Origin of the sequence: Bacillus sp. FSL M8-0350 (assembly GCF_038593345.1) — a bacterium.
GTDB classification, from domain to species: Bacteria; Bacillota; Bacilli; order Bacillales; family Bacillaceae; genus Bacillus; species Bacillus safensis.
Map to the genome: position 1 here is coordinate 1,781,349 of NZ_CP151985.1, position 25,404 is coordinate 1,806,752.

General features: G+C 38.3%; 27 protein-coding genes and 1 pseudogene. 5 read left to right on the forward strand and 23 right to left on the reverse strand.

What is annotated here, in order from left to right:
- Window positions 1–3 precede the first annotated feature (3 nt).
- The 6 genes from NSS80_RS09065 to NSS80_RS09090 form a co-directional block, all read right to left on the reverse strand.
- On the reverse strand, window positions 4–567 hold the full coding sequence (locus NSS80_RS09065; RefSeq protein ID WP_317222023.1) for a Pycsar system effector family protein: 564 nt from the start codon (window positions 565–567) through the stop codon (window positions 4–6).
- A 584-nt stretch (window positions 568–1,151) separates the two neighbouring features.
- On the reverse strand, window positions 1,152–1,286 hold the full coding sequence (locus tag NSS80_RS09070; RefSeq protein WP_317222022.1) for a hypothetical protein: 135 nt from the start codon (window positions 1,284–1,286) through the stop codon (window positions 1,152–1,154).
- Between the two features lie 184 nt (window positions 1,287–1,470).
- Window positions 1,471–1,725 (reverse strand): hypothetical protein, encoded by a 255-nt coding sequence (locus tag NSS80_RS09075; protein ID WP_317222021.1) that lies wholly within the window; start codon window positions 1,723–1,725, stop codon window positions 1,471–1,473.
- 115 nt (window positions 1,726–1,840) lie between these two features.
- On the reverse strand, window positions 1,841–2,944 hold the full coding sequence (locus NSS80_RS09080; protein WP_317222020.1) for a threonine synthase: 1,104 nt from the start codon (window positions 2,942–2,944) through the stop codon (window positions 1,841–1,843).
- Window positions 2,945–3,016: 72 nt separating this feature from the next.
- On the reverse strand, window positions 3,017–3,391 hold the full coding sequence (locus tag NSS80_RS09085; protein WP_024427108.1) for a RidA family protein: 375 nt from the start codon (window positions 3,389–3,391) through the stop codon (window positions 3,017–3,019).
- The gene (locus tag NSS80_RS09090) at window positions 3,388–4,053 is read right to left on the reverse strand and encodes a helix-turn-helix transcriptional regulator (protein WP_041117544.1); all 666 of its coding nucleotides are present in this window, start codon (window positions 4,051–4,053) and stop codon (window positions 3,388–3,390) included. The genes NSS80_RS09085 and NSS80_RS09090 overlap by 4 nt, the downstream gene beginning before the upstream one ends.
- Before the next feature lie 492 nt (window positions 4,054–4,545).
- Between NSS80_RS09090 and NSS80_RS09095 the strand changes: the two genes are divergently transcribed.
- Both NSS80_RS09095 and NSS80_RS09100 read left to right on the forward strand, forming a co-directional pair.
- Window positions 4,546–4,734: a hypothetical protein gene (locus NSS80_RS09095; protein ID WP_041117546.1), complete on the forward strand. Its 189-nt coding sequence runs from the start codon at window positions 4,546–4,548 to the stop codon at window positions 4,732–4,734.
- A 168-nt stretch (window positions 4,735–4,902) separates the two neighbouring features.
- A pseudogene (locus NSS80_RS09100) lies at window positions 4,903–5,209 on the forward strand (monooxygenase).
- A 47-nt stretch (window positions 5,210–5,256) separates the two neighbouring features.
- Here the strand turns inward: NSS80_RS09100 and NSS80_RS09105 are convergent.
- Window positions 5,257–6,204 carry a carbon-nitrogen hydrolase family protein gene (locus NSS80_RS09105; RefSeq protein WP_041117548.1) on the reverse strand — a complete coding sequence of 316 codons (948 nt, stop codon included), beginning with the start codon at window positions 6,202–6,204 and terminating at the stop codon, window positions 5,257–5,259.
- A 101-nt stretch (window positions 6,205–6,305) separates the two neighbouring features.
- Here NSS80_RS09105 and NSS80_RS09110 point away from each other — a divergent pair, with 101 nt between their 5' ends.
- Complete coding sequence (locus NSS80_RS09110) at window positions 6,306–7,196, forward strand: LysR family transcriptional regulator (RefSeq protein ID WP_252050470.1); 891 nt, start codon at window positions 6,306–6,308, stop codon at window positions 7,194–7,196.
- A gap of 90 nt (window positions 7,197–7,286) precedes the next feature.
- Here NSS80_RS09110 and NSS80_RS09115 read toward each other — a convergent pair whose 3' ends face one another.
- The 9 genes from NSS80_RS09115 to NSS80_RS09155 all read right to left on the reverse strand — a co-directional run bounded on the left by NSS80_RS09115 (window position 7,287) and on the right by NSS80_RS09155 (window position 16,789).
- Entirely contained in the window at window positions 7,287–8,600 is a 1,314-nt protein-coding gene (locus tag NSS80_RS09115) for a citrate:proton symporter (RefSeq protein ID WP_211044065.1), read from the reverse strand.
- 113 nt (window positions 8,601–8,713) lie between these two features.
- On the reverse strand, window positions 8,714–9,568 hold the full coding sequence (locus tag NSS80_RS09120; RefSeq protein ID WP_268481067.1) for a 3-hydroxyacyl-CoA dehydrogenase NAD-binding domain-containing protein: 855 nt from the start codon (window positions 9,566–9,568) through the stop codon (window positions 8,714–8,716).
- A 14-nt stretch (window positions 9,569–9,582) separates the two neighbouring features.
- A complete protein-coding gene (locus tag NSS80_RS09125; protein WP_317222018.1) occupies window positions 9,583–10,776 on the reverse strand; it encodes a thiolase family protein in 1,194 nt (397 codons plus the stop codon).
- A gap of 19 nt (window positions 10,777–10,795) precedes the next feature.
- On the reverse strand, window positions 10,796–11,581 hold the full coding sequence (locus tag NSS80_RS09130) for an enoyl-CoA hydratase-related protein (RefSeq protein ID WP_326847869.1): 786 nt from the start codon (window positions 11,579–11,581) through the stop codon (window positions 10,796–10,798).
- Window positions 11,582–11,651: 70 nt separating this feature from the next.
- Window positions 11,652–12,416: an enoyl-CoA hydratase/isomerase family protein gene (locus tag NSS80_RS09135; protein ID WP_041117558.1), complete on the reverse strand. Its 765-nt coding sequence runs from the start codon at window positions 12,414–12,416 to the stop codon at window positions 11,652–11,654.
- A gap of 21 nt (window positions 12,417–12,437) precedes the next feature.
- Window positions 12,438–13,220: an enoyl-CoA hydratase-related protein gene (locus tag NSS80_RS09140; protein WP_041117560.1), complete on the reverse strand. Its 783-nt coding sequence runs from the start codon at window positions 13,218–13,220 to the stop codon at window positions 12,438–12,440.
- Window positions 13,221–13,242: 22 nt separating this feature from the next.
- Window positions 13,243–14,457: a CoA transferase gene (locus NSS80_RS09145; protein ID WP_041117562.1), complete on the reverse strand. Its 1,215-nt coding sequence runs from the start codon at window positions 14,455–14,457 to the stop codon at window positions 13,243–13,245.
- A 283-nt stretch (window positions 14,458–14,740) separates the two neighbouring features.
- Window positions 14,741–15,511, reverse strand: a complete 771-nt coding sequence (locus NSS80_RS09150; RefSeq protein WP_211044070.1) for an IclR family transcriptional regulator — start codon at window positions 15,509–15,511, stop codon at window positions 14,741–14,743.
- 132 nt (window positions 15,512–15,643) lie between these two features.
- On the reverse strand, window positions 15,644–16,789 hold the full coding sequence (locus NSS80_RS09155; RefSeq protein WP_342498458.1) for a choline esterase: 1,146 nt from the start codon (window positions 16,787–16,789) through the stop codon (window positions 15,644–15,646).
- A 206-nt stretch (window positions 16,790–16,995) separates the two neighbouring features.
- Here NSS80_RS09155 and NSS80_RS09160 point away from each other — a divergent pair, with 206 nt between their 5' ends.
- The gene (locus tag NSS80_RS09160) at window positions 16,996–17,763 is read left to right on the forward strand and encodes a pentapeptide repeat-containing protein (RefSeq protein ID WP_041117568.1); all 768 of its coding nucleotides are present in this window, start codon (window positions 16,996–16,998) and stop codon (window positions 17,761–17,763) included.
- Between the two features lie 41 nt (window positions 17,764–17,804).
- On the opposite strand, the gene NSS80_RS09165 is transcribed toward NSS80_RS09160, so the two are convergent.
- From NSS80_RS09165 to NSS80_RS09195, 7 genes are all read right to left on the reverse strand, one after another.
- Window positions 17,805–18,227, reverse strand: coding sequence for a cytidine deaminase (locus NSS80_RS09165; protein WP_041117570.1), 423 nt, complete (start codon window positions 18,225–18,227; stop codon window positions 17,805–17,807).
- Window positions 18,228–18,358: 131 nt separating this feature from the next.
- Entirely contained in the window at window positions 18,359–18,631 is a 273-nt protein-coding gene (locus NSS80_RS09170) for a DUF2651 family protein (protein ID WP_041117572.1), read from the reverse strand.
- Window positions 18,632–18,861: 230 nt separating this feature from the next.
- A complete protein-coding gene (locus NSS80_RS09175; RefSeq protein ID WP_041117573.1) occupies window positions 18,862–19,782 on the reverse strand; it encodes an alpha/beta hydrolase in 921 nt (306 codons plus the stop codon).
- Window positions 19,783–19,811: 29 nt separating this feature from the next.
- Window positions 19,812–20,204, reverse strand: a complete 393-nt coding sequence (locus NSS80_RS09180; protein ID WP_342498459.1) for a MerR family transcriptional regulator — start codon at window positions 20,202–20,204, stop codon at window positions 19,812–19,814.
- A gap of 167 nt (window positions 20,205–20,371) precedes the next feature.
- Complete coding sequence (locus NSS80_RS09185; protein WP_326483893.1) at window positions 20,372–21,835, reverse strand: family 1 glycosylhydrolase; 1,464 nt, start codon at window positions 21,833–21,835, stop codon at window positions 20,372–20,374.
- Between the two features lie 23 nt (window positions 21,836–21,858).
- Window positions 21,859–23,760: a beta-glucoside-specific PTS transporter subunit IIABC gene (locus NSS80_RS09190; RefSeq protein ID WP_252050479.1), complete on the reverse strand. Its 1,902-nt coding sequence runs from the start codon at window positions 23,758–23,760 to the stop codon at window positions 21,859–21,861.
- A 113-nt stretch (window positions 23,761–23,873) separates the two neighbouring features.
- The gene (locus NSS80_RS09195) at window positions 23,874–24,716 is read right to left on the reverse strand and encodes a PRD domain-containing protein (protein ID WP_342498460.1); all 843 of its coding nucleotides are present in this window, start codon (window positions 24,714–24,716) and stop codon (window positions 23,874–23,876) included.
- 342 nt (window positions 24,717–25,058) lie between these two features.
- Here NSS80_RS09195 and NSS80_RS09200 point away from each other — a divergent pair, with 342 nt between their 5' ends.
- On the forward strand, window positions 25,059–25,367 hold the full coding sequence (locus tag NSS80_RS09200) for a DUF4870 domain-containing protein (RefSeq protein ID WP_041109292.1): 309 nt from the start codon (window positions 25,059–25,061) through the stop codon (window positions 25,365–25,367).
- The last annotated feature ends 37 nt before the right edge of the window (window positions 25,368–25,404 follow it).

Here is a 25,404-nt window from a genome sequence, read left to right on the forward strand (position 1 = left end):
TGATTAAAAACCTCCTGAATAACTTAAAAGAACTCCAATTAAATAAACTGCAACAGTACTGGCGATACCTATAAAAGTGAATTTAATTCCTCTACTAAAGTATTTATATTTCAGTGTGCAGATTTGTGCATTTACATATATTTGGCTCAGAATATCCTCTACCTCTTCATCTTCATTTTGTGACTGCACTCTTTGTTTAAATTCATTAAAACTGTTTGCTGAAATTGTTTCAAAATAATACAAAGATTCTCGATGCAGACCTTCCCCATCCAACACCTTTTTATTTTGAGGTATAAGGACTTTAACTAATGATAGGGCTCCATAAATAAATAGAAACCAGGAGAATATTAAAAAAATGAGATATAGGATGTTAGAGAAATTAATACTATTGATCGATTCTGTTATTATTCTTTTAATCATTCCTAAAGATTGATCAGATAAAAATAAAGTTAAGAATATGCCAACCATAGCTAAAACAATGGATGCTTTTGTATCGCAGCTCTTTATCCAATCAAGTTGTCTATCTAGCCTTTGAATTAAATTATCTTTAATACTATTTTCTGGCATTCTCAATCACTTCTTCCAGTATATTATGTAGACTATTATTATACCTTATTTCTTTGTGTCATGGATATTTTTTCAAATATATAGGATCAATATGAAAAGACCAAAAGAGTTTAATCTTTTGGTCTTTTCAACGCGCCTCATTAAATGAAAATGCCTATAGTGAATCAAATGAGAAGCAGTACAGTTTGTTAAATTGCGACTCCCTTATTTCTCATCCAACAGACTAAGTAGTTCTGGAGAAACGCCTTATCAATTAGTTAAGGATTATCAAAAGATTTTTCATCTTATCATCAAATTATACAACGCGCGTTGCTTAAATAACACATTGCTAACAGCAGAATGCCCACTAGTTGAAGCGATTGCTTGGGTAAGATGAGATTTGTTATTGGGGGAAGAACAAATGAAAATCCTCAGCTGAAAAAACGGGATTGACACTGGGGCTTTAAAAGGTTTATGGCAGCAAGAGTTCTGTTAATAAAAACGACCATTTTTAAAGATAGGCAGGGTCTTAGTCACTAGCTCTTCTGATGAAATAGGTCTACCATCCTTATTCCATGTGTATGCAGCTCCGTATATCCCCCAACTTAGCATAGTAGATACTGGCAAATCTTTCTCCTCAAAGCTGCAACTACAGCTACTAAAATAAGTAACCAACCGATTAACATTCGTTTAGGCTTCATAAAAGCAAAGTTTCCTAAGTTATATAAAAATTTAGCCATTCACTTACTCCTTTTTCATCGAATTCATGATATTCACCTCTTTATTCTACGCAATGAAATAGTGAAGTAAAATTGTACTTTTGGGCAAAAGGGATTGTACATTCAGGCAAGAAAAAGAGCATCTCTCTTGAGATACCCTTCATATATATATTGAAGATCTGGCATATGACAACATATCCTCTTCCTATATAAATCCCAATATCTCATTTTGTTGATGCGCTAGTTCCATTCCCTCTGCTAGATAGAGAGCGTTCATTTTATCTATATCATCATCTGGCCAATGGCGGATCAGTTGACGCAATCTAGCTGCAACGGTCTGACAAACATCTGGTGATAAGTAACGATCAGAATCGGGCTGTTCCAGCAATTGGATGATGTCATCTTGGTAGTTTTTAAAGGGTTTTTCCCCACCAAACCCCTCCATATCATCTAAATTCATACCAATACAAGCAGCTAACCTTTTTCAAAAACTATGGAAGTCACTGTATGACCAATGTGCTTCGCAATGAGTAAAATCCAAACCCATGAAACATTCCTCCGATTTCAAGTTTGGGTTATTTTGATTTAATTCCTGCACCACAAAGAGGTATGACGATTGTCTCTTTTGATTTCTTTTTATATTTCATGTAGCCAGCAAAATTGACTGCAGATGTCACTTCCACATAAAATCCTTTCTCACTTAGTTTAGAGCGTGCATTCAATATCTCTTCTTCTTCAATATCTATAAATGTGCCATTGGTATTTTGTACAGCTTCTAGAATTTGTTTGGAGCGCGCCTGGGCAGCAATGGCTATCCCTTCTGCCAAGGTTCCTGTATTCGTAACAGGCGATGCTGATTCTTTCGCATTTTGATAAGCTTTCACAAGAGGTGCACAGTTTTTCGCTTGTATGGCAATGATTTTCGGTATTTGATGAATCAAACCATTTTCAAATAACTCTTTAAAACCATAATACGCACCTAGGAGGAGAGTACCGTTTCCAACTGGAATGATTAAAGCATCAGGTGCTCCATTTAGTTGCTCATAGATTTCATAGGCGTATGTTTTAGTGCCTTCAAAAAAATAAGGGTTATAGACATGACTTGCATAAAAAACCTTTTCATTGTCTACTGCTTTTTGTGCCGCAGCTGCAATGTCCTCTCGCGTCCCGTGAATTTCTTTAATCGTTGCGCCATGGGCTTTGATTTGAGCGACTTTTTTTGGTGAAGTGTCATCGCTTAGATAGATGTCACAGGCGATACCGCAACGTGCTGCATATGCTGCTATCGCCGTTCCTGCATTCCCACTACTATCAGCAATCACCTTTGATACCCCTAATTCTTTTGCATGTGTCATCAACACAGCGGCTCCTCGGTCTTTAAAGGATAATGTCGGCATCATATAATCAACTTTTACATAAGTGTTTGGCTCATTAGGATCTAAAACGATTAACGGAGTTTGACCTTCACCCATTGTCACAGATTCCCAAGTCTTAGAACCTTTTGAAAATGGCATGGTTTCAACATAACGCCATAATGAGTTTGGGTAGTGATTCCAAGCCTCTATATCTATTTTAGGGGTATCTTTCACCAGATTTAATACGCCGTTACAATCACATTTCCATAAAGTTGGTGTCATCTCATACTTTTTGCCGCAATGGTTGCAAATCAATTGATTCATCAATCATCAGCCCCTTTAAATAATTTTTTATATGAAATATATTTTTTTATATAACATGGGCAAAAAAATATTCTAAATATAAGAAATAGCATCAATTTCAATTTTGAAACCAAAATGTAATTCATTCGTTGGTACAACAGTACGTGCTGGTTGATGTTCCCCGAAAAATTCAGTATAAACCGCATCTACTTTGTCCCATAGTTCAATATCCGAAATGTATAATGTCATACGCAAAATCTTTTCTTTTTTACTTCCGGCTGCTTCTACAATCATCTCCACATTCTTAAGCGCTTGCAATGTCTCTTCTTCAATGGGGCCGAATTCTTTTTCTCTCGTTTCTGGATTGATGGCAAATTGTCCTGAAACGTAGACCGTGTTTTGATGAATGGTTGCGAATGCATAGTGTCCGTTGGATTTTAGATTCCCTACCTCAAGGATACTTTTCATTTCGTTTTCCCTTCATTCGATTTATGTTTGATCTCATCCAAATAGCTGTAGACAGTGACTTTAGAAATACCTAACATAGATGCGACCTTCTCAACCGAACCTTTCATTAAAAAGATTCCCTTTTCATCCATGAACCTTATTAATTCAATTTTTTCATGACGTTTCATAACTGGGTGGACACTGTTTTGAATGATCTGTTGAATCAATTGATCTACGATTCCTTCCACATTTTCAAGATTATCATTTGATGTTGATTCATTTTCTTGAACTTCAACTTTTGTAGAAAGAAAAGTATCCATAAATTGCTGCATTTGATTCAATGCTTCAACATCAAAATTGATACAGAATGCTCCAACCACCTTTTTCTTAGAATCACGAATTAATGAAGTCGAAGAACGAATGGTACGGTTGTCTTCTGTTTTAAATGTATACCCAGCAAGATAATCTTCTTTAAAATCTTCTGATTGTAATACAGTCTTGACTAGATGATCAAATGATTGACCGATTTCTCTTCCTGTCACATGGTTATTTACTGTAAACATGACAGATGCTTGAGGGTTCGTTAAATCATGAATCACTACTTCACAATTTGGTCCAAACATTTTTGCCGTAGATTTTGCTAAAGGAATATAGCTCTCTAATAAATTCTTCGTATTTTCCATGCCTAAGCACCTCATTTGTTTATTCCACTAGATTATATAATTTTTTATATATAAAAACAATATATAGATTTTTTTATATATGTTGAAAAGGTTGAGAAAATGTAAAAAAAGCAGCCATTGACTGCTTTTTGCTCGTGCTCCTTTCTAATTGATTTCTTGCTGGATTCCATACAAAATGACTTCAATTCCCCACCTGAACCGTTCCATTGATACGGTATCACCTGCAAACATTTCTTCTTTTAGGCTATGGATGAAAGAAATGCCGTCATCGTATGCATCTCCTCTTCTTTATGGAAATCGTTTAAAGCTACATCACATTTATATTATAACGTACACCGTTCGTTTAAAAAGTTTATTTCACGATTGTGTGTTTTAATGAAAAGAAACCAATCGTCCGCCATCATATGATAAACTCCAACTAGGAATGTGATAACAATGATTCTTGAATCAGTCGTTTCCATTGTTCTAATTCTGAGTGTAAGAGGTGTTTCTATGAATAAATTATTGGCAACGTTGATATTAGGATTGGGCTTTAGTGGTGCTGCTCTCATTCTTTCTGTCCCTTTGTTATTCAAGTCCAAACCAGAACAATTTGAGCTGGTGTTTACTGCTGGATCAGCGGGCGCTTTCGCAGTATTCGCTGTCTCGTGCCTAGTTATTCGAAAACTTTTCATTCGCTAAAAAACCTAAACACAATCGGCCATTAGAACAACAAGTCCAATTAATCCTGCAAGTTGACCCATCAGATATACGTTTTTTTATGGAGAAGGAACTTCCGCGAGAGCAGTATCAAATGAAAGAAGTGCTGGGAGAACTCTATTTTACAACTTCAACATAAGTAGAATGACGATAGTACACTTATTACAGATAGATTTTAAGATGAAGGGTCCTTTCGGTGATGAAATGGCCAAAGAGTTTTCTGATTTAGCGAAAAGTATGAATAAGGAAGACGGATTCATATGGGACGGAGAATCCGGAGAAAAATGCTGGCGGAATCTACTTATTCGAAACAAAAGAAGCAGCTGAAAACTATCTCGATATGCATTCTAAAAGAATCACTAGCTTTGGAATAACAGACATTAACGCTAAAATCTTTGACATCAATGCTCATCTTACTCATATCACAAAAGGTCCATTAAAAACTCATCAAGGTTGACACACGAAAAAAGAGCGGCTGATGGCTGCTCTTTTTTTGTTGGGATTTTATCGATTCATCCACTTTACATTTTCTTTTTTCTCTTCATTGACGACGAGCTGGAAAACATCAGGCCTTGAATAATGCCCTGCGACATCGAAGTCAAATTGACTAGAAGAAATATCACGCAAATCAAGTTCTGCCAGCAGTATCTCTTCTTGACCATAGACAGGTTCTTTTATATATTCGCCTAAAGGACCGACGATTGCACTTCCCCCTCGGCACATTTCATCAGGAGAAGATGCTAATTCCTCATAGCAGGCTAAGTCTTTAGGATACATCTCTTTATTCACATACTGATTACAAGATAGAACGAAGCACCGGCCTTCTGCGGCAATATGGCGAATCGTAGATTGCCATAGCTCCCTGGAATCTGCCGTAGGGGCTATATAGATTTGGACACCTTTTGCATACATCGCTGCTCTAGCTAATGGCATATAGTTTTCCCAGCAAATTAAAGCGCCTATTTTTCCATACGGTGTATCGAAAACCGGCAGTGTGCTGCCATCCCCCTCTCCCCATATGAGTCGTTCAGAACCTGTCGGCTTTAGTTTACGGTGCTTTCCAAGTAAGGCTCCATCTGGTCCGAAAAACAATACGGAACAATATAAAGTCCCGCGACTTGATTCATCATCTCTTTCAATGACACCAATGACGAGGTAGACACCAGCTTTGCGGGCTGCTTCTCCTAATCTGTCTGTCGTTCTACTTGGAACTGGAACTGAATTTTCTAAGTAACGAAGCCAGTCCTTTCTTCCTTCTGAAGAACGGCTTCCTACTGTGGCGCCAAAAGCTAGTCCTCTTGGATAAGCAGGTATAAAAGCCTCAGGAAAGACAACAATATTGGCTTCTTTTTCTCCGGCCTCAAGTGTTAATGAAATGGCTTTTTCAGTACATGCTTCTCTATCCATAATGACAGAAGCAGCTTGCACAACAGCAACTCTACATGTTGACATCTTAACCCCCTCCTTAGTCTTAGTGTAAAAACAACCGATTATAATGTACAATATATCATCATCATAATGAGTATGCATTATTGGAATAATGGGAGGATCAAATGAACATACGGGACTTTGAAATATTTAAAACGATTGCGGAATGTGGAAGTTTTTCAAGAGCAAGTGAAAAGCTTTTTATTGCCCAGCCTTCCCTTTCTAAAACCATTCAAAAATTAGAGAAAAAACTGGGTGTCATCCTTTTCGATCGGTCAAATCGAATTTTCAGGTTAACGGATGAAGGACAGCTTGTATATGAAAAAGCGATTACGGTGCTGCAGCAAATGAATGAGCTGCAAATGGAGCTGGGTGATACAGAAACGCATATTCGCGGCCATTTAAAGATCGGACTGCCGCAAGTGATTGGAACCTTTTTCTTTTCGAAAGTGGCAAAAGCTTTTACTAAAAAGCATCCAGATGTGACGCTTGAAATGATTGAGGAGGGCGGCTTGCATGTAGAAAAACTCGTTGAGAATGGCGAAGTAGATGTTGCCTTTGTTGTCATACCTGCGCAAAGTCATGAATTAGAAGAACAACTCATTTATGAAGCGCCGTTTGTGGCTTGTTTACCAAAAAATCACGCTTTAAAAGATGAACAACAGCTCTCACTCGAACAGCTTAAAGAGGATAACTGGATATTGTTTGATTCTTCATTTGCGTTGAGTCAAGTGATTTTGGAAAGCTGCCGTAAGGAACATTTTGTTCCCAAAATCGCTTACAGCACAACACAATGGGATTTATTGATGACATTAGTTCGTGATGAACTAGGAGTGGCGATCCTTCCAAGTCCTTTAACGAACATGTACAAAGAGGACATTTGTGTAAAACCAATTAGCAGTCAATATATTCCCTGGAAAATTGGAATTGTCGTGAAGAAAGATCGTTATAAGACACGTGCTTTGAAAGCTTTTTTAAAAATCGTCGCGGATATATATTCTAGGGATCAAAAATAGAAACAAATAAAAAAATGATCCTTCTTGTTTTCTACCATGTAGAAACTGAAAAAAGCCTAATTCCAAGGCTTTTTTTCATTTTATATGCTGTTATCTGACCATGATAGCACCTGTCAGCCATGCAATAGACATGAGAACTAAACATGTGAGTATGGACCATTTAAGGGCGAAACGTACGTATTCGGCAATATTCAGCTTGAGCATTCCTGTTAATAGAATTGTAGCAGGTACCAGTGGCAATAAGAAATGGGCAGCTTGTGTCAAAACGACTGTTCGCACAATTTCTATTGGTTCAATTCCGTAAGCTTGAGCAGTACTTGCAAAGATTGGAACGACTCCGAAATAAAAGGCATCATTGGACATAACAAATGTAAAAGGAATGCTGATTAACCCCACAATGATAGGAAAAAATGGCCCCCAAGCTTCAGGAATAATTGAAACCAAGTTTGAGGCGATGGAATCCACCATTTTTGTGCCTGATAATATCCCTGTAAAGGCCCCGCCTGCAAACACGACAAGTAATACTAACAAAGCGTTGCCACCGTGGTCTTTAATTCTCCCTTTCTGCTGTTCCAGGGTAGGATAATTGATGAGCATAGCTACGACGACAGCAATTAAAAATAAGATCGCCGGCTGCATAAGATCTAATATTAATGCAGCCATTACAGTAACAGTTAAGGTTAAATTCACCCAAATCAGCTTTGGCCGTTTAATCGATTCATCTTGGTCAAAAGCTATATTCGCAGATGATTCTTCTTTCGCAGCAGCAGCTTCCTTAAGATCAACCACACCTAACCTTTTTCTTTCCATCTTCCCTAGAATAAAGGAGACAAGTATGACCCATAAAGAACCTAAAATTAATGTTGGTATAAGGGGAACAAAGAAGTCCGATTGACTAAGTCCGAGCACTGATAAAGCCCGAATTCCAGGTCCTCCCCACGGTGTAACACCACACACGACGCTAAAAGCAAGCATCGAAATCGTCGCTAAAACAAGAGGATTCATCTTTAATTTCTTATATAAAGGAAGCATAGAAGAAATGACAATAATAAAAGTTGTCGTACCGTCCCCGTCTAATGCTACTAAAAGTGTTAGAATTGCCGTCCCAACTGCTACCTTTAAAGGATCTCCTTTAACTGTTTTTAATATTTTTTTAATTAAAGGATCAAACATACCTGCATCAATCATGATCCCAAAAAATAAAAGTGCAAATAATAGAAAAGCAGCTGAAGTCGCTACAAGCTTAATTCCCTCAAGCATCATGTCGTCTACAGTTGTCACAAATCCTCCAATAATAGCAAAGATAAGTGGAATGATGGTTAAAGCCGTGAACGATGATAACCGCCCTGACATAATAAAATATGTAAAGACTGTTATCATCGTTATCCCTAGTATTGTCAACATGTACGTTCCCCCTTGCACTCTTATATCCCAAAGCTGCCATTTTGATAACGCTTATAAAATGTGTTTAAGTGTGAAATATATCAACTCTATTCCACACTATTTACGATCACAGATCATTTGGCCTCAGTATAATGAAAGAATCCTGAGCCTGTTTTTACCCCTAGTTTGCCAGCTTTCACATATTTTCTTAGTAAAGGACATGGTCTATATTTTTCCCCCAACGTTTGATGCAAATATTCCATATTCCTCAATCTCGTATCCAACCCGACTAAATCTGCCAACGCAAGCGGTCCCATCGGATGGTTTAACCCTAAGTTGATCGCTTTATCAATATCCTCTGCGGATGCAACCCCTTCCAGTAACATATTCATTGCTTCATTTCCGATGAGGCAGTTCATGCGGCTAGTAATAAATCCTGGAAACTCGTTCACTTCTACTGTTTCTTTCTTCATTTTTGTTCCAATGTCTCTTACAAACTCCACGGTTTCTTGTGAGGTATCCAATCCCCTAATCACTTCAATTAACTTCATCTTATGAACAGGGTTAAAGAAGTGCATAGCGATCACTTTGTCTGGACGGTCAGTTTGCGCACCAATTTCTGTAGGGCTCATTGTAGAGGTATTCGTAGCTAAAACTGTTCTAGGCGGGCAGAGTTTATCGAGCTTTTGAAATACATCTATCTTCACGTCCATAATCTCTAATACTGCTTCAATCGCGATATCACAATCTTCTACAGCAAATGTTAAATCTGAATGGAAAGTAAGATTTTCTAAACATGTCTTGATATCTTGTTTGGAGATATATCCTCGCTGTTCACTTTTAATGAGTTCTTGTTGAATATAGTTTTCTGCTAATGCGAGCGATTCAGTATTGATATCATGTACTGCTACAGAGAACCCATTGAGGGCTGCTACATAAGCAATCCCTCTACCCATTGTTCCTGAGCCTATAATCGCCATCTTAGTCATAGGTTTACCTCCTTTTAAACTTGTAAATTTTCAAAAATAGTCGTAATTCCTTGACCTCCTGCAATGCATAAAGTCACCAAACCATATTTTTCTCCCCGGCGTTCCATTTCATGGAGTAGTTTTGTAGTTAAGATCGCTCCAGTCGCCCCTATTGGATGACCGAGGGCGATCGCTCCGCCATTGACATTTACTTTTTCTATGTCTAAATGCAATTCTTTTATAACAGCTAAAGCTTGAGCAGAAAAAGCCTCGTTTAATTCAATTAATCCAATGTCATCTATTGTTAAATGACACATTTCTAATGCCTTTATTGTTGAAGATACTGGGCCAATTCCCATGATGTCTGGGGCAACTCCAGAGCTTGCCTGCCCAATAATTTTTGCTTTAGGCACGAATCCTTTTTCCATCGCAATGGTTTTATTCATCATAAGTACGGCAGAAGCTGCATCATTTCTTCCGCTTGCATTACCAGCTGTTACTGTACCATCTGTTTGAAATACGGGTTTCAACGCTGATAGTTTTTCCATAGTCGTATGGCGGGGATGCTCATCTGTTTCAAACAAGAAGACGTCTTTCTTTCTCTTGACCTCATATGGCACAATTTCTTTCAAAAATACGCCTTTTTCTATTGCTTTTCTTGCTAATTCTTGGCTTCGAAGAGCAAATTCATCTTGTTCTAGCCGATCGATTTTGTATTTTTTGGCTATATTTTCAGCTGTAGCACCCATTGTGAGATGTCCGTAATCTTCAATCGGCTGTGAATAAGGCTGGCTTTCGGTATTTGGGTCAAGTAATAAGCCATTTCCTGCACCATATCCATATCGAGCATTTCGTAAATAGTAAGGAGCTGTGCTCATACTTTCTGCGCCGCCTGCAATCACTACATCGCTCAAACCTAATTTAATTTGCATGTCAGCAGTATTAATGGATTGTAAGCCTGAACCGCATTGTCTGTGAATTGTATAACCTGGTATATGAACAGGCAGTCCTGCCCTTAGTAATGAAAGACGGGCAAGGTTAGAGGAATCTGAGCTTTGCTTTGCTTGACCCATAATGACTTCGCTAACTGCATTTGGATCTAGCTTGGCACGATGCAGAACTTCCTTTATCACTTTTGCAGCTAAGAAATCTACTAGTTCCGAACTTAACGCTCCGCCTAGCTTTCCAATAGGAGTTCGAACGGATTCTACGATCACGACCTCGTTCATTTGTTTTTCGCCACCTTGTTTATAATTCTTTATAGAAAGTAGGTTTTCGTTTTTCTAGAAACGCTTTCGTACCCTCATGTTTTTCATCCGAACTAAATAAAATGGTTTGAGCAAATTTTTCTAACATCGAAGCAGTATGAAAATCTGCATCTTGCCCTTGATTCACTACCATTTTAGCGAGTTTGAGTGCTAAAGGCCCCTTCGATAAAAGTGAATTGATGAATTCGTCCAATTCAGACTTTAATTCACTATTTTCTACTGATTTCGTTACGAGGCCGATACGTTCTGCTTCTGCCCCATCAACTAATTTACCCGTTAAGATCATCTCTAGAGCGCGGCCTTTACCGATCATTCTTGTTAATCTTTGAGTTCCTCCTGCACCAGGAATAATACCTAGGTTCAGCTCTGGCAAGCCTATTTTTGCTTGGGTTGAGGCAATTCTTATATCACATGCTAAGGCAAGCTCACAACCTCCACCTAAAGCGTGACCATTTATGACAGCGATGGTCACTTTATTGGATTGTTCAATTTCTTGATACATTTTTTGCAGTCCCGGCATGAGCGCTTCAAGCATTGTTCTCTCATGTAATTCTGTGATATCAGCTCCTGCTACGAACGCTTTGCTGCCTGCACCTGTGATCACAATGATCCTCAAATGTTCATCCTGCTCTAATTCGTATAAGGCTTTTTGCAGCTCTTCAATGGTCTTTTTATTTAAAGCATTTCTAACCTCTTGCCGATCAATCATAATCGTTGCGACGTACTTATTTCTTTCAACTTTTATGTGCTGAAACAATTCCTTCACCCTCTATCAAAAATGGTGGGAATTCTGTAGACCTTTTGAAAGCGCTATTATTTGGAAGCGTAAAGACATTCTATTTTCCTTTCCAAACTGGCTTTCGTTTCTCAAGAAAGGCTTGCGCTCCTTCAATTCGATCTTCACTTTCATATACATTAGGTCCGATATCCAGCTGCAAAGCTTGGAATAAAGGGACATCCATTGTCTTCCATATCGTTTCTTTGATTCTCTGTACAGAAAGGGGCGCACACTCGCAAATTTCTAGTGCTAGTTCAGTGGCTCTTTCTAATAAAAGTTCTTGATTTTCTAATATTTCATCGACTAAGCCTATCCTTAGAGCCTCTTCAGCTGTTACTAATTTACCCGTATACAACATGTTAGCTGCAAAGCTGGGTGAAATGAGTTTAGGTAATATTGTCGCTCCAAAGGTAGCACCCATTCCTCTTTTCGCCTCTGGCATTCCCAGCTTGCAATCTACAGTGGCAAGACGAATATCACTTGCCAAGGCGATTTCACAACCCGCTCCAACAGCTACACCATTCATGGCACATATGACAGGTTTATACGTTTCGATAATGGCGTTAAACAATCTCCCTCTTAAAGGTTTCTTCTTAAAAGCCTCTGGATTTTCTTTTGCTTCCTTTAAATCCCTGCCGCTGCAAAAAGCTTTATCTCCTTTCCCAGTTAAAATAAGAACACGAGCTTTCGAATCGCTTTTAAAATCCTCTAAATATTCCAAAAATAAATCCGACATGATGGAATCGATTGCATTTCTTTTTTCGGGTTTATTTATATAAAGGTAGGCGATTTCACCTTTTTTTTCATAATGGATTGGTTTCAATTGATGAACCTCCTATCAATGTTATTTTCCAATAAAGTTTGGTTTTCTTTTTTCTTTAAATGCTGCGACACCTTCTTTGTGATCCTTTGTTTCTTTGATAATTGCATAATGAGAGGATATTAAATCAAGTGCAGGCTCTAATTCCATATTTCGAGAGTACCTCACGGCTCTTTTCGTCATCTTAATCGCAATTTGAGGTCCATTAGCAATTTGTTCAGCTAACTCGATTGTTTTTTGCATAAAATCTTCTTTCGCATAAACATGGTTGACAATCCCTAAGCTTAAGGCCTCTTGTGAGCCGATAAAGTTTCCAGTCCATAATAATTCAAGGGCTTTTGCTTCGCCTACAATTTTCGGAAGAAAGAAAGCGCCTCCATCTCCAGGTATGAGTCCTACTTTTACATAACCCTCACTCACCTTTGAATCATCAATCATTGTACGAATATCGCACATAAGAGCCATATCTAATCCTGCTCCAACTGCTGGTCCATTGATTGCAGCGATGATCGGTTTATCAATATCTCTTAAGGCAAGAGGAATGCGGTGAATATTTTCCCAAAGTTTATTTTTATTGTTTAGAGGTGTTGGGTCTGTTGTCATTCCGCCCACATCGCCGCCTGAACAGAAGGCATTACCTGATCCCGTTAGCAAAATCACATGAACGTCATCGTTTTCTTTAGCACTTTGAAGAGCAGCTACCCACTCATCGATCATTTCTTTATTTAATGCATTTTTCTTTTCTGGACGGTTTAATGTAATCGTTTGAACATGGTTTTGAATTGCCGTTAAAATGGTTCGTTCCATTTTGATGCCTCCCTTAAACGCATTAGTTTTTGTTTGTCATTTCTTCTTTGGAGCGAATGACTTTTTTATGACGCAAATCCTGTAACTGTTCATGATTCATCCCTAATAATTCTTGTAAAACTTCATCTGTATGTTCGCCAATTGCGGGCGCTGCAAAGACTTTTTCAAGCGGAGAATCCGATAATCGAATGGGTGAGCCAGGAACTTTGATTTTCCCCTCTTTTGGACGTTCAACTTCTTGAATCATTCCTCTGTATTTTAGGTGAGGATCGTCTGCTACCTCAGCGATCGATTGAACAGGTGCATGAGGAACGTTTGCTTCTATTAAAGCATCTGCAATATCCATCTTCTTTTTGTTAGAAGTCCAGCTTGTCACGATCTCATCGACAATGTACGTATTGGCTGAACGATCGATATTTGTTTGAAAACGTGGATCATCTAATAATTCATCTTTTTCCATCACCTTCAGTAATGACTGCCACTGACGATCAGCTACACAGAGTATAGCGATATAACCATCTTGTGTCGGATAGACATTGTAAGGAGCCGTTGCCATCCCGCTATGTTGATTTCCTGTTCTTTCTGCCACTTTTCCCCCTTGGCTGTAGAACGCTCCTAGTGCAGATGCTAGTGTTGGATAGATTGTATCGTGCATAGATACTTCTACTAGCTGACCCTTCCCAGTGCTCTCTCGCTGATAAAGAGCTGTTGTAATTCCTCCAAATAAATGAATGCCCCCGAGGAAATCACATATGGCTGGTCCTGCTTTTACTGGTGGTTTATCTGCAAATCCTGTGGTGGCCATCACGCCTCCCATTGCTTGAACAGTCAGATCCATTGCTGGCCTGGCGGCATAAGGACCATCTAAACCGTAGCCTTTACCTGACGCATAAATAAGGCGAGGATTGATTTCACTCAAGACGTCGTATCCTAAACCGAGCCGTTCCATCGCGCCTAGCGAAAAATTTTCTACTAAAACATCCGCTTTTTTCACTAATTCAATAAATACTTCTTTTCCTTCTGGAGACTTAAGATCTAATGATACGCCTAACTTATTTGAATTCAGCATCAATAACTCATGACAGTCTCCTTTTCTTCTTACTCGCAGGTTTTCTCCTTTAAGCGGTTCTATTTTAATAACCTTAGCGCCTTGATAAGCTAACATGAGTGAACAATAAGGTCCGTTGTAGATTTGACCTAAATCTAAAACAACAATATCTTCCAATGCCTTTTTCATCATAATCCTCCTATCTTAGTGATGAAGCTGTTAAGTGTATTTTCACGTTATGCCGATAATCGGATTACATTTCCGATAATCAGAATTTTAGCACGGGAATTGATGGTGTTCAATAAAAAGTTTGACAATTCTGTTTATTTGTTTTGATTTTATTTTTTTGAAAAAATAAGAAACTCCCTCGAATTACTTATATCAGTAAGTAACTAGAGGGAGTTTCTATAAAAAACGATATTCATATTATCATATTAAGAGAATAAAAATGATTGGTCGTATTGCACATCCGTTAAGAGGGTGCAGCCTCTGTTTTTTCTAAATGACGTTCTATCTCCAGTGCTGCTTCTTTGGCAAGTTGAGCAAAGTACTCAACAGTGTCATCTTTTTTTCGATAAGTAGGGCAATGTATAGAGAGACCTGCAAGAATGTGTCCTTCTTGAGACAGAATGGGCACAGCGACATTTAGCGCGCCTTCATTTACTTCTCCTTCTGTATAGGCAAACCCCTTAGTTTTTATTTGATCTAAATCTTCTTTTAGTCTATCAATCTCTATCTCATATTTGGACGACAATCTTCGAATCATCAGTTCTTGCTGCTTATGATCCATGAATGCAAGTAATACCTTCCTGGATGCTCCTTTATGAATAGGTTTGCTTAATCCGATAGGTCTTGAAAATTTAACATCATGAGGGCTTTCGATAGATGCAATACATACACCCTCTTTCGTCACTGGATCCATGATATTTAAACTGACGGTTTCTTTCGTCTTTTGAGCAATATCTTCTATAAAGGGCATCGCAATTTCACGAAGTTCTGGGATGGGATCTGCATAAATTCCTAATTTATAAGCATTTAACCCAAGTCTTATTTTTCCGGTTGATGTATTCTTAGTGAGATAGCCGCATTCCATTAAAGTATTTACTAAACGAAAAGTAACAGTAGTTGATATACCCATTTTTTCTGTTATTTCTTTTACGGTAAATTCTTTATTTACTTTATGAAAAAGGTCTAGAATATGCAGACCTCTGCGTAAAGTTTGGGAGGTAGATTTATCAGTCATAAAAAAGCTCCTTTCCGTTCTTTCCTGATAGCTTTATTCTAACTTTAGATTCTAAATCCCTCCAGTGAAAAATTGCCTTTCTTCACTCGACCATCTTTTCAAGCTTGTATAAAAGGGGAAATCTCAGCTAGATCACTTTCTGCTCGTTTTCTTAATCAAGTCCACGCCATCGTATGACAGACTTTCCACATGTACAGGTTTTTGCAGAATGTAATGATCAAAAAAGGTCCTCGTATAGTCTGTGACAAGATTCCGCATCTCCATTGCATCGCGTTCGCCTCTCAGTTCTTCGTTCACACCGGTAAACACGATGTCGCAATAATCTAAATGTGCAGCATGGTCAACAGAGAAATAATAGGTTTCCATGCTATTGTTAGCACCAATGATTGCATTCATATGATAATTAGGCTCAGAAAACAGCAGTAAAAAGGGTTTTTTCAGATCGCTGTCAAGAAGACCGAAGGCACCGCTATCGAGGCCAATCCCGCAGGCGAATCGGTCGTCATCCCGGCAAACAATCGCTGTCGTAGGCCCTCCGTAAGAATGTCCGACTATGCCCATGCCGGCGTCAAGCAGCAATCTGCCATTAAAGATGGAATGGAGTTCCCCAGCGTCTAGTTTGTAAAGATAATCGGCTGCATTCCTTACATCCTCTGCCTGTAATTCACTATATTTAGTTAACTGATGAAGTATTGGCAGTGTAAGGACGTTACGGCATGTCTCAATGGCAGTTTCATCGTCTGGCCGCATCGTCATCTGACCAGCCAGCGCCATCATTTCTGGATCTTCAGAAAACGCCATAATGTCATCTGAAAAATCCTTTGATACATTAAACAGGCGTCCATCTTTACACTTATACATCGTGCTATTCTGATGACCGATACTGACGACAATGTACCCCATGCTTGCAAGGTCTGTACAGATCACTGTCCCCCATTCTGGAGAACCGCCCCCGCCGCAAACATAGAATAACACTGGATAGCATTCTTCCTTCCCGGAAAGAGCCAGGTCGTCGTAACAATACGTTTGAATATCGATAGAGAAAAAATCCTTTTCCTTCATATACTCTGTGACAAGCGGCTGGTCATGCAGCATTTCGTATACTTCAGGAAACATGTACGTTGATGGGGTCTTCCCTTCATTGCTATCAGACGGATAGTATACAAATGCGGTCAGTTCTCTTTTTGAGTGATCAGATGCCGTGTACTCTAAATCCATCTGTGTGCGTCCGGCAGTATAGCTGCCGATTGGTTCTGGGAAAGCGTCATACCTTTTCATTCTTTTGTTCCCCCTTCTTGATTTAAAATGAATGTGAAATACACATTTTGATATAAGCGCTTTTCAAAACGATGACCGCTCTCTTTATGTTTCTAGCTTTATGATATAATAACTTGTCAGTGCCAACCGCTTAGTGAAACCGAAATGAACTTGCTGGAAGGTATTCATCATTGGAAAAGATTCTGAAGAAATGATAGGTGATCACAATGAGAAGGCTTGAGTCTGGAATGTCAGTAGACAACGAAATATTTTCTGATATTGTCAGGTATGAACATGAAACAATAAGCGCAGCGACGATCAACAACTCGAATGTTCATTCACCTATATTTTGGAGCTGTCACCTGCGTCATCTTGTATTTGATACGTGTGATCTAACGAATGCGAGATTTTTTGCAGGTAGTACGATCGAGCATTGTACGTTTATTCGTTCCGATTTGCGTTCTGTTGGAATTGCTAGAGACGAGGCTGTTTTTACGAATTGCGACTTCTCCTCCTGTGATATGAGAGGAATGACATTGGAAAATGCTGCGTTTATCAACTGTACATTTTATCAATGCAGGTTTAATGACCGCGTTTTACAAGCAGCGAATATCGTAAATTGTACCTTTACCGGTAAGCTGGTGGATATAACGTTTGAGGGAAATGGTAAACAAAAGCTGATTGCCAATTTTGAAAACTGCACCCTTGACGGTGTTTGTTTTAAAGGCTGTGACCTATCGCAATGTATTCCGCCAGCATCCAAAAACCATCTATATGTTGAAGAAATCTCCGCGCGTGTCAAATCTGCATTGACGAAGATAAATAATGACTGTCAATTTTCTGACGAGGATCGCAAAGTACTGGTACGCAGACTGCGCAAGCTTGAGCATATGGAACAATATATTTTTAACACGGCGCAAATGGAGAAAATACATGGAGCTGTTTTTGTGGAGCGATTTTTCAGTTATTTAGAATGCAATAAAGAAAACACTTGATGCTTGCTGCATCCCTCTTCCTGCTAAGTCTAGGTCGTATATCAACTTCGAGTATATTTGAGTGGAATGAGTTCTCCAATTTTCACTTTGACTAGTCCGCCATCTATTTCTATGATGACAAAACATTCTGGTCCGAAATCTGAAATGAGCTCTCTACAGATGCCGCAAGGGCTTACGACCCTCAATCTTCTATCCTCTTCATCTGAATATGGATGTCGAACGGCAACAATGGTATCAAAATCTTTATATCCATTCGATAAAGCACTGCCAATTGCAATGGCTTCTGCACAAACCGTTACCCGTCCGATATAGGCTTCTATATGGACAGCCGAGATCATTTCTCCTGTTTTCATGCGGATAGCGGCTCCTACATGGTGTTTATCCTCTTCATAAAGGCTCATAATCTTCTTTTTTGCTTCGTCTATTAACTCTACATCTTTTGGAGTAAGATCAAATGTGTGCATTGTGTTCCCTTCGCCCTTCTATGCTCGTTTTGAATGTACTGATCTATTATATCAAACTTCAGATAATGGGCGGTTCCGCAAGATGAAGAATGGATACAAAAAAGCTGATTTTTTGACCATCAGCTTTTTCGTTATGTTCTTTTATAGCGGGCATACATATATCGAATGATTTTTGTGATGACAGAGGTACACATGCATAAAAAGGTCATCACCACGACCCAATACATATTTGACATGTCAAACCCAGTATAGGCAAATATAAAAATAGTGGAGACTGCAAATGTGATGATAAGAACGATGTAAACTCGCTTAAAGATGCAGTAGCCAACAATCCCCCATATTAAAGATAACAAAGGCAGTGTAAATAAGATTAGCGCCATGGGATGAAGAAAGAAAACACTCATCATGTCACTCTCCTTTATGAACCGATGAAGAACCGAATATGTATCATATTAATAGGAAATTCGCACATTGTAAACAGAAATTGGAATTTAAGGAATATTTAATCTGAGGCGGATTGACATTCCGAATGTTATGTCATGTTGAATGGAAAAAGACTGCTTTCAGTAAGCAGCCCATTTCGCTAAGCTTTCAAATATTCAAGCCGGAGCATTTTGATATGTGAAAAGAGAATCTAACTATTTATCACCTGAATGATTTTTTCCTGAGCGTCTTGTGCCTCAGGGATTGGCATGACGACAAACACATGTAGCATTTCTGGATAAACAAAGGTTTTCATGTCAATTCCTTGTTCTGTTAGTTTTTCATCAAGCTTTAGTGCATCTGGATATAAAATATCATGTGTTCCAATAAAATGAGTGATCTTCGCAAGACCGTTAAAGTCACCGTGAATTGGACTGATTAATGGGTCAGTTACCTTTTTATCTGCTGCCCACATTTTTGTAATGACATCTATTCCTTCTGGCGCTAGAATGGGATCTTTATCGGCATATTCAAATATAAGAGGATTGCTTAAACTCATATCAACACATGCAGATAATAAAATGATATCCTTCGGCTGCGGCAGATCTTCCATCTTTAAGAGGTGCGCAAGGCCAAGAGAGATATTTCCGCCCGCTGAATCACCCATGATCGTTAATTGATCGGTACTCGCAACCGTTTTTAGTATTTCTTTATATAGATTTAAGATTTTCGGATAGGTATCTTGGTAGCTGTAATGAGGTAATTTAGGGTAAATAGGAGCGATCACTTTGGCGTTAAGGGACCTAGCCAATTTATCCATGTACCACCAATGGAAATCGAGAGGCTGGTTTACCCAGGCACCACCATGTATATATAAAATCACCTTTTGTTTTTGCGACATTTGGTCATTCAATGTGAAAACCTGCATTCCTTCGAAAGTCTGCTCCTTTATCTCACTCTTTAATTTCACATCGTCTCCAATTGCATAAGGCTTTATATTTTCTATTTGAGACAGAAGGTTTTTGGTTTTTTCGACACTAGCAAAACTTTCTTTATTACTTTGGGACGTGAATAATGTTTCAAATTGAATACTTTCTTCAGAACGTTCTCCATTAAAAATGTCGACACTCATTTTGTTTTCTCTCCTTTAAGCAGATATGTTTATTCGTCATCCTGATTCATCATACGAAATGATTTGAGATACACTTGTACTTCTTTCTCAGGAGTCTTTAATAAGTTAGATAAAAGATCTTGTATGAGACGGAGACTGTTAATTTTCTTTTCAATTTCTTCATGTTTTTGATGTACAATTCTTTTTAAAGTATCAGGTTCTATGTCTTGACTCAGCATTTCCAATATTCCTTTTATTTCCTTTAGTGAATAACCCAATGATTTGGCATCTTTGATCAATTGAATTTTCACGATATAATCTTCTGTGTATAGTCTATAACCGTTCGAACGGCGTCTAGGGACAGGTAAAATGTTGTGTTCTTCATAGTAACGAATTGCGGCAGGGCTTATTCCTGTTTGTTTGGCAAGTTCTCCTCTAGCCATCAACTCAAGTCGTTACTCCTTTTTCGTGATTTTGTCTTTCTATATTTACATTATAAAGGTTGAACGATACTTCAAGGTCAAGATACGTTTTCGTAAAAAACAAAACACCATCGCATGCAGCCGGTTAAGGCGCCTCGAGATGGTGTTTTACATCATTCAATCTGCTTTTATAGATCTTCCCCATTTGATGCGATTACATTTTTGTACCAGAAGAATGAGTCTTTCCGGTAACGATTCAGTGTACCGTTTCCTAGGTCGTCTTGATCCACATAGATCAAACCATAGCGTTTAGTCATTTGAGATGTTCCGCAGCTGATTAAGTCAATGCAGCCCCAAGGTGTATATCCCATTAAGTCAACACCTTCTTTTACGGCTTCTTTCATCTGTTCAATATGTTTTTTCAAATAATCAATTCGATAATCATCGTGTACTTTTCCGTCTTGTGTCAATGTATCCCTTGCACCAAGTCCATTTTCACAAACAAATAAAGGCTTTTGGTATCTGTCATACAGTTTAATTAATGAAATGCGCAGACCCATTGGATCGATCGGCCAATCCCATTGTGATAATTCCAAGTGTTCATTTTTAATCGGACTGTCAAACGTACCCGCTAGCTCAGCTGCATCTTCACGTGCTTCTGCTACGTGGGACATATAATAGCTGATCGCAACAAAATCAACAGTGCCCTCTTTTAAAATTTGTTCATCCTGCTCTTTAATATCAAGCTTGATTTGATTATCAGCAAAGTATTTTACCATGTATGTTGGATATTCGCCTCTAGCTTGAACATCAGGATAGAACATATTCAATTGATTCGATTTGACTGCCTGCAGCTGATCCTCTGGTTTTGTTGTTTTTGCATACGCTTCAATCTGGTTAATCATACAGCCAATTTGGACATCTGGAATGATTTCCTTTGCAGCCTTCACTGTTAAGGCACTTGCCACAAATTGATGATGAGATGCTTGGTAAGCAGCTTGTAATTTATGGTCTACTAGATCCTCTAAAATTCCAGCACCTGTATAAAGGCTGTTGAGGTTCATATTCATTTCATTAAACGTAATCCAGTACTTCACTTTGTTTTTATATCTTTCTAAAATCGCACGTGCGTATTTTTCGAACAATGGGACAAGCTCTCTACTCATCCATCCATTGTATTTCTCTGTTAAAGTAATCGGCATTTCATAATGAGACATCGTTACTAGCGGTTCAATTCCATATTTCGCACATTCATCAAATACTTTATCGTAAAAAGCCAATCCTTCTTCATTCGGCTTGTCCTCTAAACCTGTTGGAAAGATTCTTGCCCATGAGATAGACAAACGAAAGACTTTAAATCCCATTTCTGCAAACAGTGCAATATCTTCTTCATAACGATGATAAAAATCGATTCCGCGTCTTTTTGGGAAATCAAATTCATCAGGATTTTCTTTGTACTTGTTTAGTTCAGCTGAACTAACATCGAATGTAAAGTTGTTCACTTTTCCTTTTGCATATGGATCTTTATATGCAGCGAAGTCTGAAGTTGACAGCCCTTTTCCGCCTTCTAAATATGCACCCTCTATTTGATTGGCAGCGGTTGCGCCACCCCATAGAAAATTATCTGAAAATCCTTTTTTTAATTCTTTCATTTCAATCATCCCTTCTATTATGATTAATGAATAAGCATTAAGAGTTTATTTTCTCCTGCGTTGACATAAGAGTCACCTGTATAGATAACATCCAGGTACTTCGAGGAATTAGTGACAATAATAGGTGTCACGACATCTAATCCTTTTGATTGAATTCCTTCTATATCAAATGATAATAAATGATCCCCGATGTTGATTTCATCTCCTTCTTCCACCAATACCTCAAAGAATTGACCATTTAGGCTGACGGTATCAATCCCTACATGTATTAATAATTCAACCCCATCATCTGAAACCAAACCTATTGCATGTTTAGTAGGTGTAACGGTCACTACTTTTCCGGAAAACGGCGCTTGTACCACCCCCTTATCAGGCATAATCGCTACTCCCTTGCCCATCATTTCGCTTGAAAAGACGGCATCATTTACGTCAGATAAAGGAATGACTTTACCAGTTATAGGTGCTTGTACTTCATAAGGATTTACTTGTCTCACAGCTTGTTGATTGACTGCATTTTCTGTATTTTTAGATGGCTTTTCCTGTTTTTCCGGCTGACCTTCATCCTTTGTGGCAGGTTCCTTGAAGCCAAGAAACATAGTGGCAAGCAGTGAGACCAAAAAGCTAAGCGCTATTCCAATTAAAGCCAGCTGGAAATTATTTGTGCCTTTCATAATGTAAGTTGGCAGAGATGTCATTCCTGGAATTGAAAATGCTGTCGTTTTGACGGAGAATAAACCATAAAAACATCCGCCAACTGCGCCGCCTATTAATGAAGCATAGAAAGGCTTTTTCAGTCTCAGTGTTACTCCATAAATGGCTGGTTCTGTAATTCCAAAGAAACTCGGAAGCAATGTTGATAACGCCAAAGACCTTGTTTCTACTCGTTTTGTGCGAATGATAACACCTAAAACGGCACCTGCTTGTGCCATATTGGCAATAAAGTTCATCGGAAGCAGCATGACATCGTAACCAACTTTTTCAAAGCTGGCAAACGTGCTTGGGAAGAATGCGTAATGCATCCCAGTTAGCACAATTAAAGGCATGAGGCCTCCCATTAATAAACCTGCAATCGGTCCAGCAAAATGGAATAAAGAAGTGAAAAAGATCTCTAAATACTGACCGAAAACGTTTCCAATAGGCGCTATGAAAGCTAGTGTAAGAGGCGCTGTAATCATTAAGCTCAGTACCGGTGTAAATACGATACTTAAGGATTTTGGAATCACTTTCGTCATCCACTTATCAATAAAGCTAAGAAGCAGCACGCCTAAAATAATCGGCAGGACTGAAGAAGTATAATTATTTAATGGAATACTCAATCCTAAAAAACTAAGTGGATCTGCCCCTTTTGCTGCCCCTTCCACCATTGTCGGATATAATAAAATCCCAGCAAGTGCCATCGCGAGAGATTCTCGTGTTTTAAATTTCTTCGCTGCAGAATAAGCAATGAGGAAAGGTAAAAAGTAAAAGACAGCATTTGAAAAGATTTGAAGTACAGCATAGGTAGAGCTTTTTTCCGTCATCCAGCCTAAACTAACGAACAAAGCCATGATCCCTTTTATCAATCCACTACCAACAATCGCCGGCAAAATTGGTGTGAAAATTCCGCTAATGACATCGAATACGACTTCGATTGGATTCATTTTTGACGTATTTTTAGCAGGAGTAGAATCATTGCTGCTCTCACCAATCAGATGGTCGATTTCCTCATAGACTTCTGCCACTTTTGCTCCAATAATGACTTGGAATTGTCCGCTTTGGAATTGTGCTCCCAGCACACCGTCTACTGTTTTCAGTTCATCTACTTTCACCTGTTTTTCATCGTTGATATTAAATCTCAGCCTCGTAATACAATGCCAGCTTTGAGATATATTGCCGGTTCCACCGATTAATTTGATAATTTCTTGCGCCAATTCTTTGTTTCCCATGTCTTCACCCCTTCATTTTCACAAAAAAAACCTAAACAAAATCCACCATTAGAAAGACTTCTAAATGGAGATTTGTTTAGGTTAATGCTTTTTCATAACACGCCTAAAAGAAATCATTTATTCTGTTGATGTTTCTTTGTAATCCTTTCAATATGAATGACTAGAAAAACCAGTTCGTCTTCAGTGACATTCCAATTGAATTCCCGCTTTAACATTTCTTTAATAATCAATCCGCATGCATAGCTCTTCATATAACGATCCTGAATTAATTCCTTTAATGTATCATCCATCTGCTGCGGAGGTTGATTTGTTTCTTGTCTGACAATAAAATATCTCAAATGAGTAATAAACCTCGAATAATCTATCGATGATTTATCTAATACCATCTCGAAAATGTTTTGAATAATCTTAACGATTTCCTTCGTGAGATGGGTCATTTTGATGGTATCTCCCATAGACTGACCATCTATTTGAGCGTTTACAAAATGAAGGGCAATGAGTGAAGCCTCTGTATCATGAAAAGTAATCCCCATCATTTTTTGAATAATTTTAAGTGCTTTTTTCCCAATTTGATATTCTTGAAAATATAGATGTGGAATTTCCCATACAATTGGGTTTTCATATTCCATTTTTTCTTGATGCCTTTGAATAGAAAAGGTAAGATGATCAGATAGCGAAAACAGCATGCTAGAACCTAATTTTTTATTCAACATCTCTTCGCCCATATGAATGATTTTTTCAGTTAATAAAAGGATATCAGTTGGGATAGCGGCAAGTTGAGATTCTAATGGAGACGTCTGATCAGAATAAAATGTCTTACTGACAGCGCTCTCATCAAGTGTATCACCCTTTTTCTTCTTAAAGCCTATTCCTGTACCAAAAACAACTACTTCATTTTGAGTGTCTGTTAGAGCTAATACGATATTATTGTTTAAAACTTTAACGACGGTGAACATGTTCATCCCACCTTACCTAAAACTGCTAAAAAAGCATAAAAAAACACCAAAATCTCAGCAAACAACGTACAAATGTACAACATGTTTACCTGACTTGGTGGTGCCTGATGATATCAGTAACACTCCTGCATCGGTTACGACTTTATTGTAAACACAGGATAAACCAAAGTCAACTATTTTTTTCGGTAAAATAGATTTAAATACCTATATTATAGTATGTCGTTTATAAATTATTTTAAAAGGTAAACATTTTTAAGGTTGCTGTAAGGTTCAGATTAATACGGATTAAGGTTGAGGTAGTACAATGTGTTTGTAGTGAATAAATCATAGAGGTGAAACGTTATGAAAGGAAATAAAGTCTTGTCATCATTATGTTATTTCAGTATCTTTTTTGCACCATTTTTGTTCCCAATTATCGTCTATTTTTTAGGTCAGGACGAAGTGAAATATCATGCGAAAAAATCATTATGGACGCATGTCATACCTTATTTGATTTTTGGTATTGGCATCCTTGGTTCAGGTTTACTTGGTATGAAAGATATCAGCCATGCGGGGCCTTTCTTAATTGCGACATATGCAGTGACATTCCTTGTTGCCATCTACTTCTTCATTTGGAACATTGTGAAAGGCATCAAAGTATTTTCAGAATAAATAATAGGTAAAAAAACGGTTCTGTTGTTGATCAGAA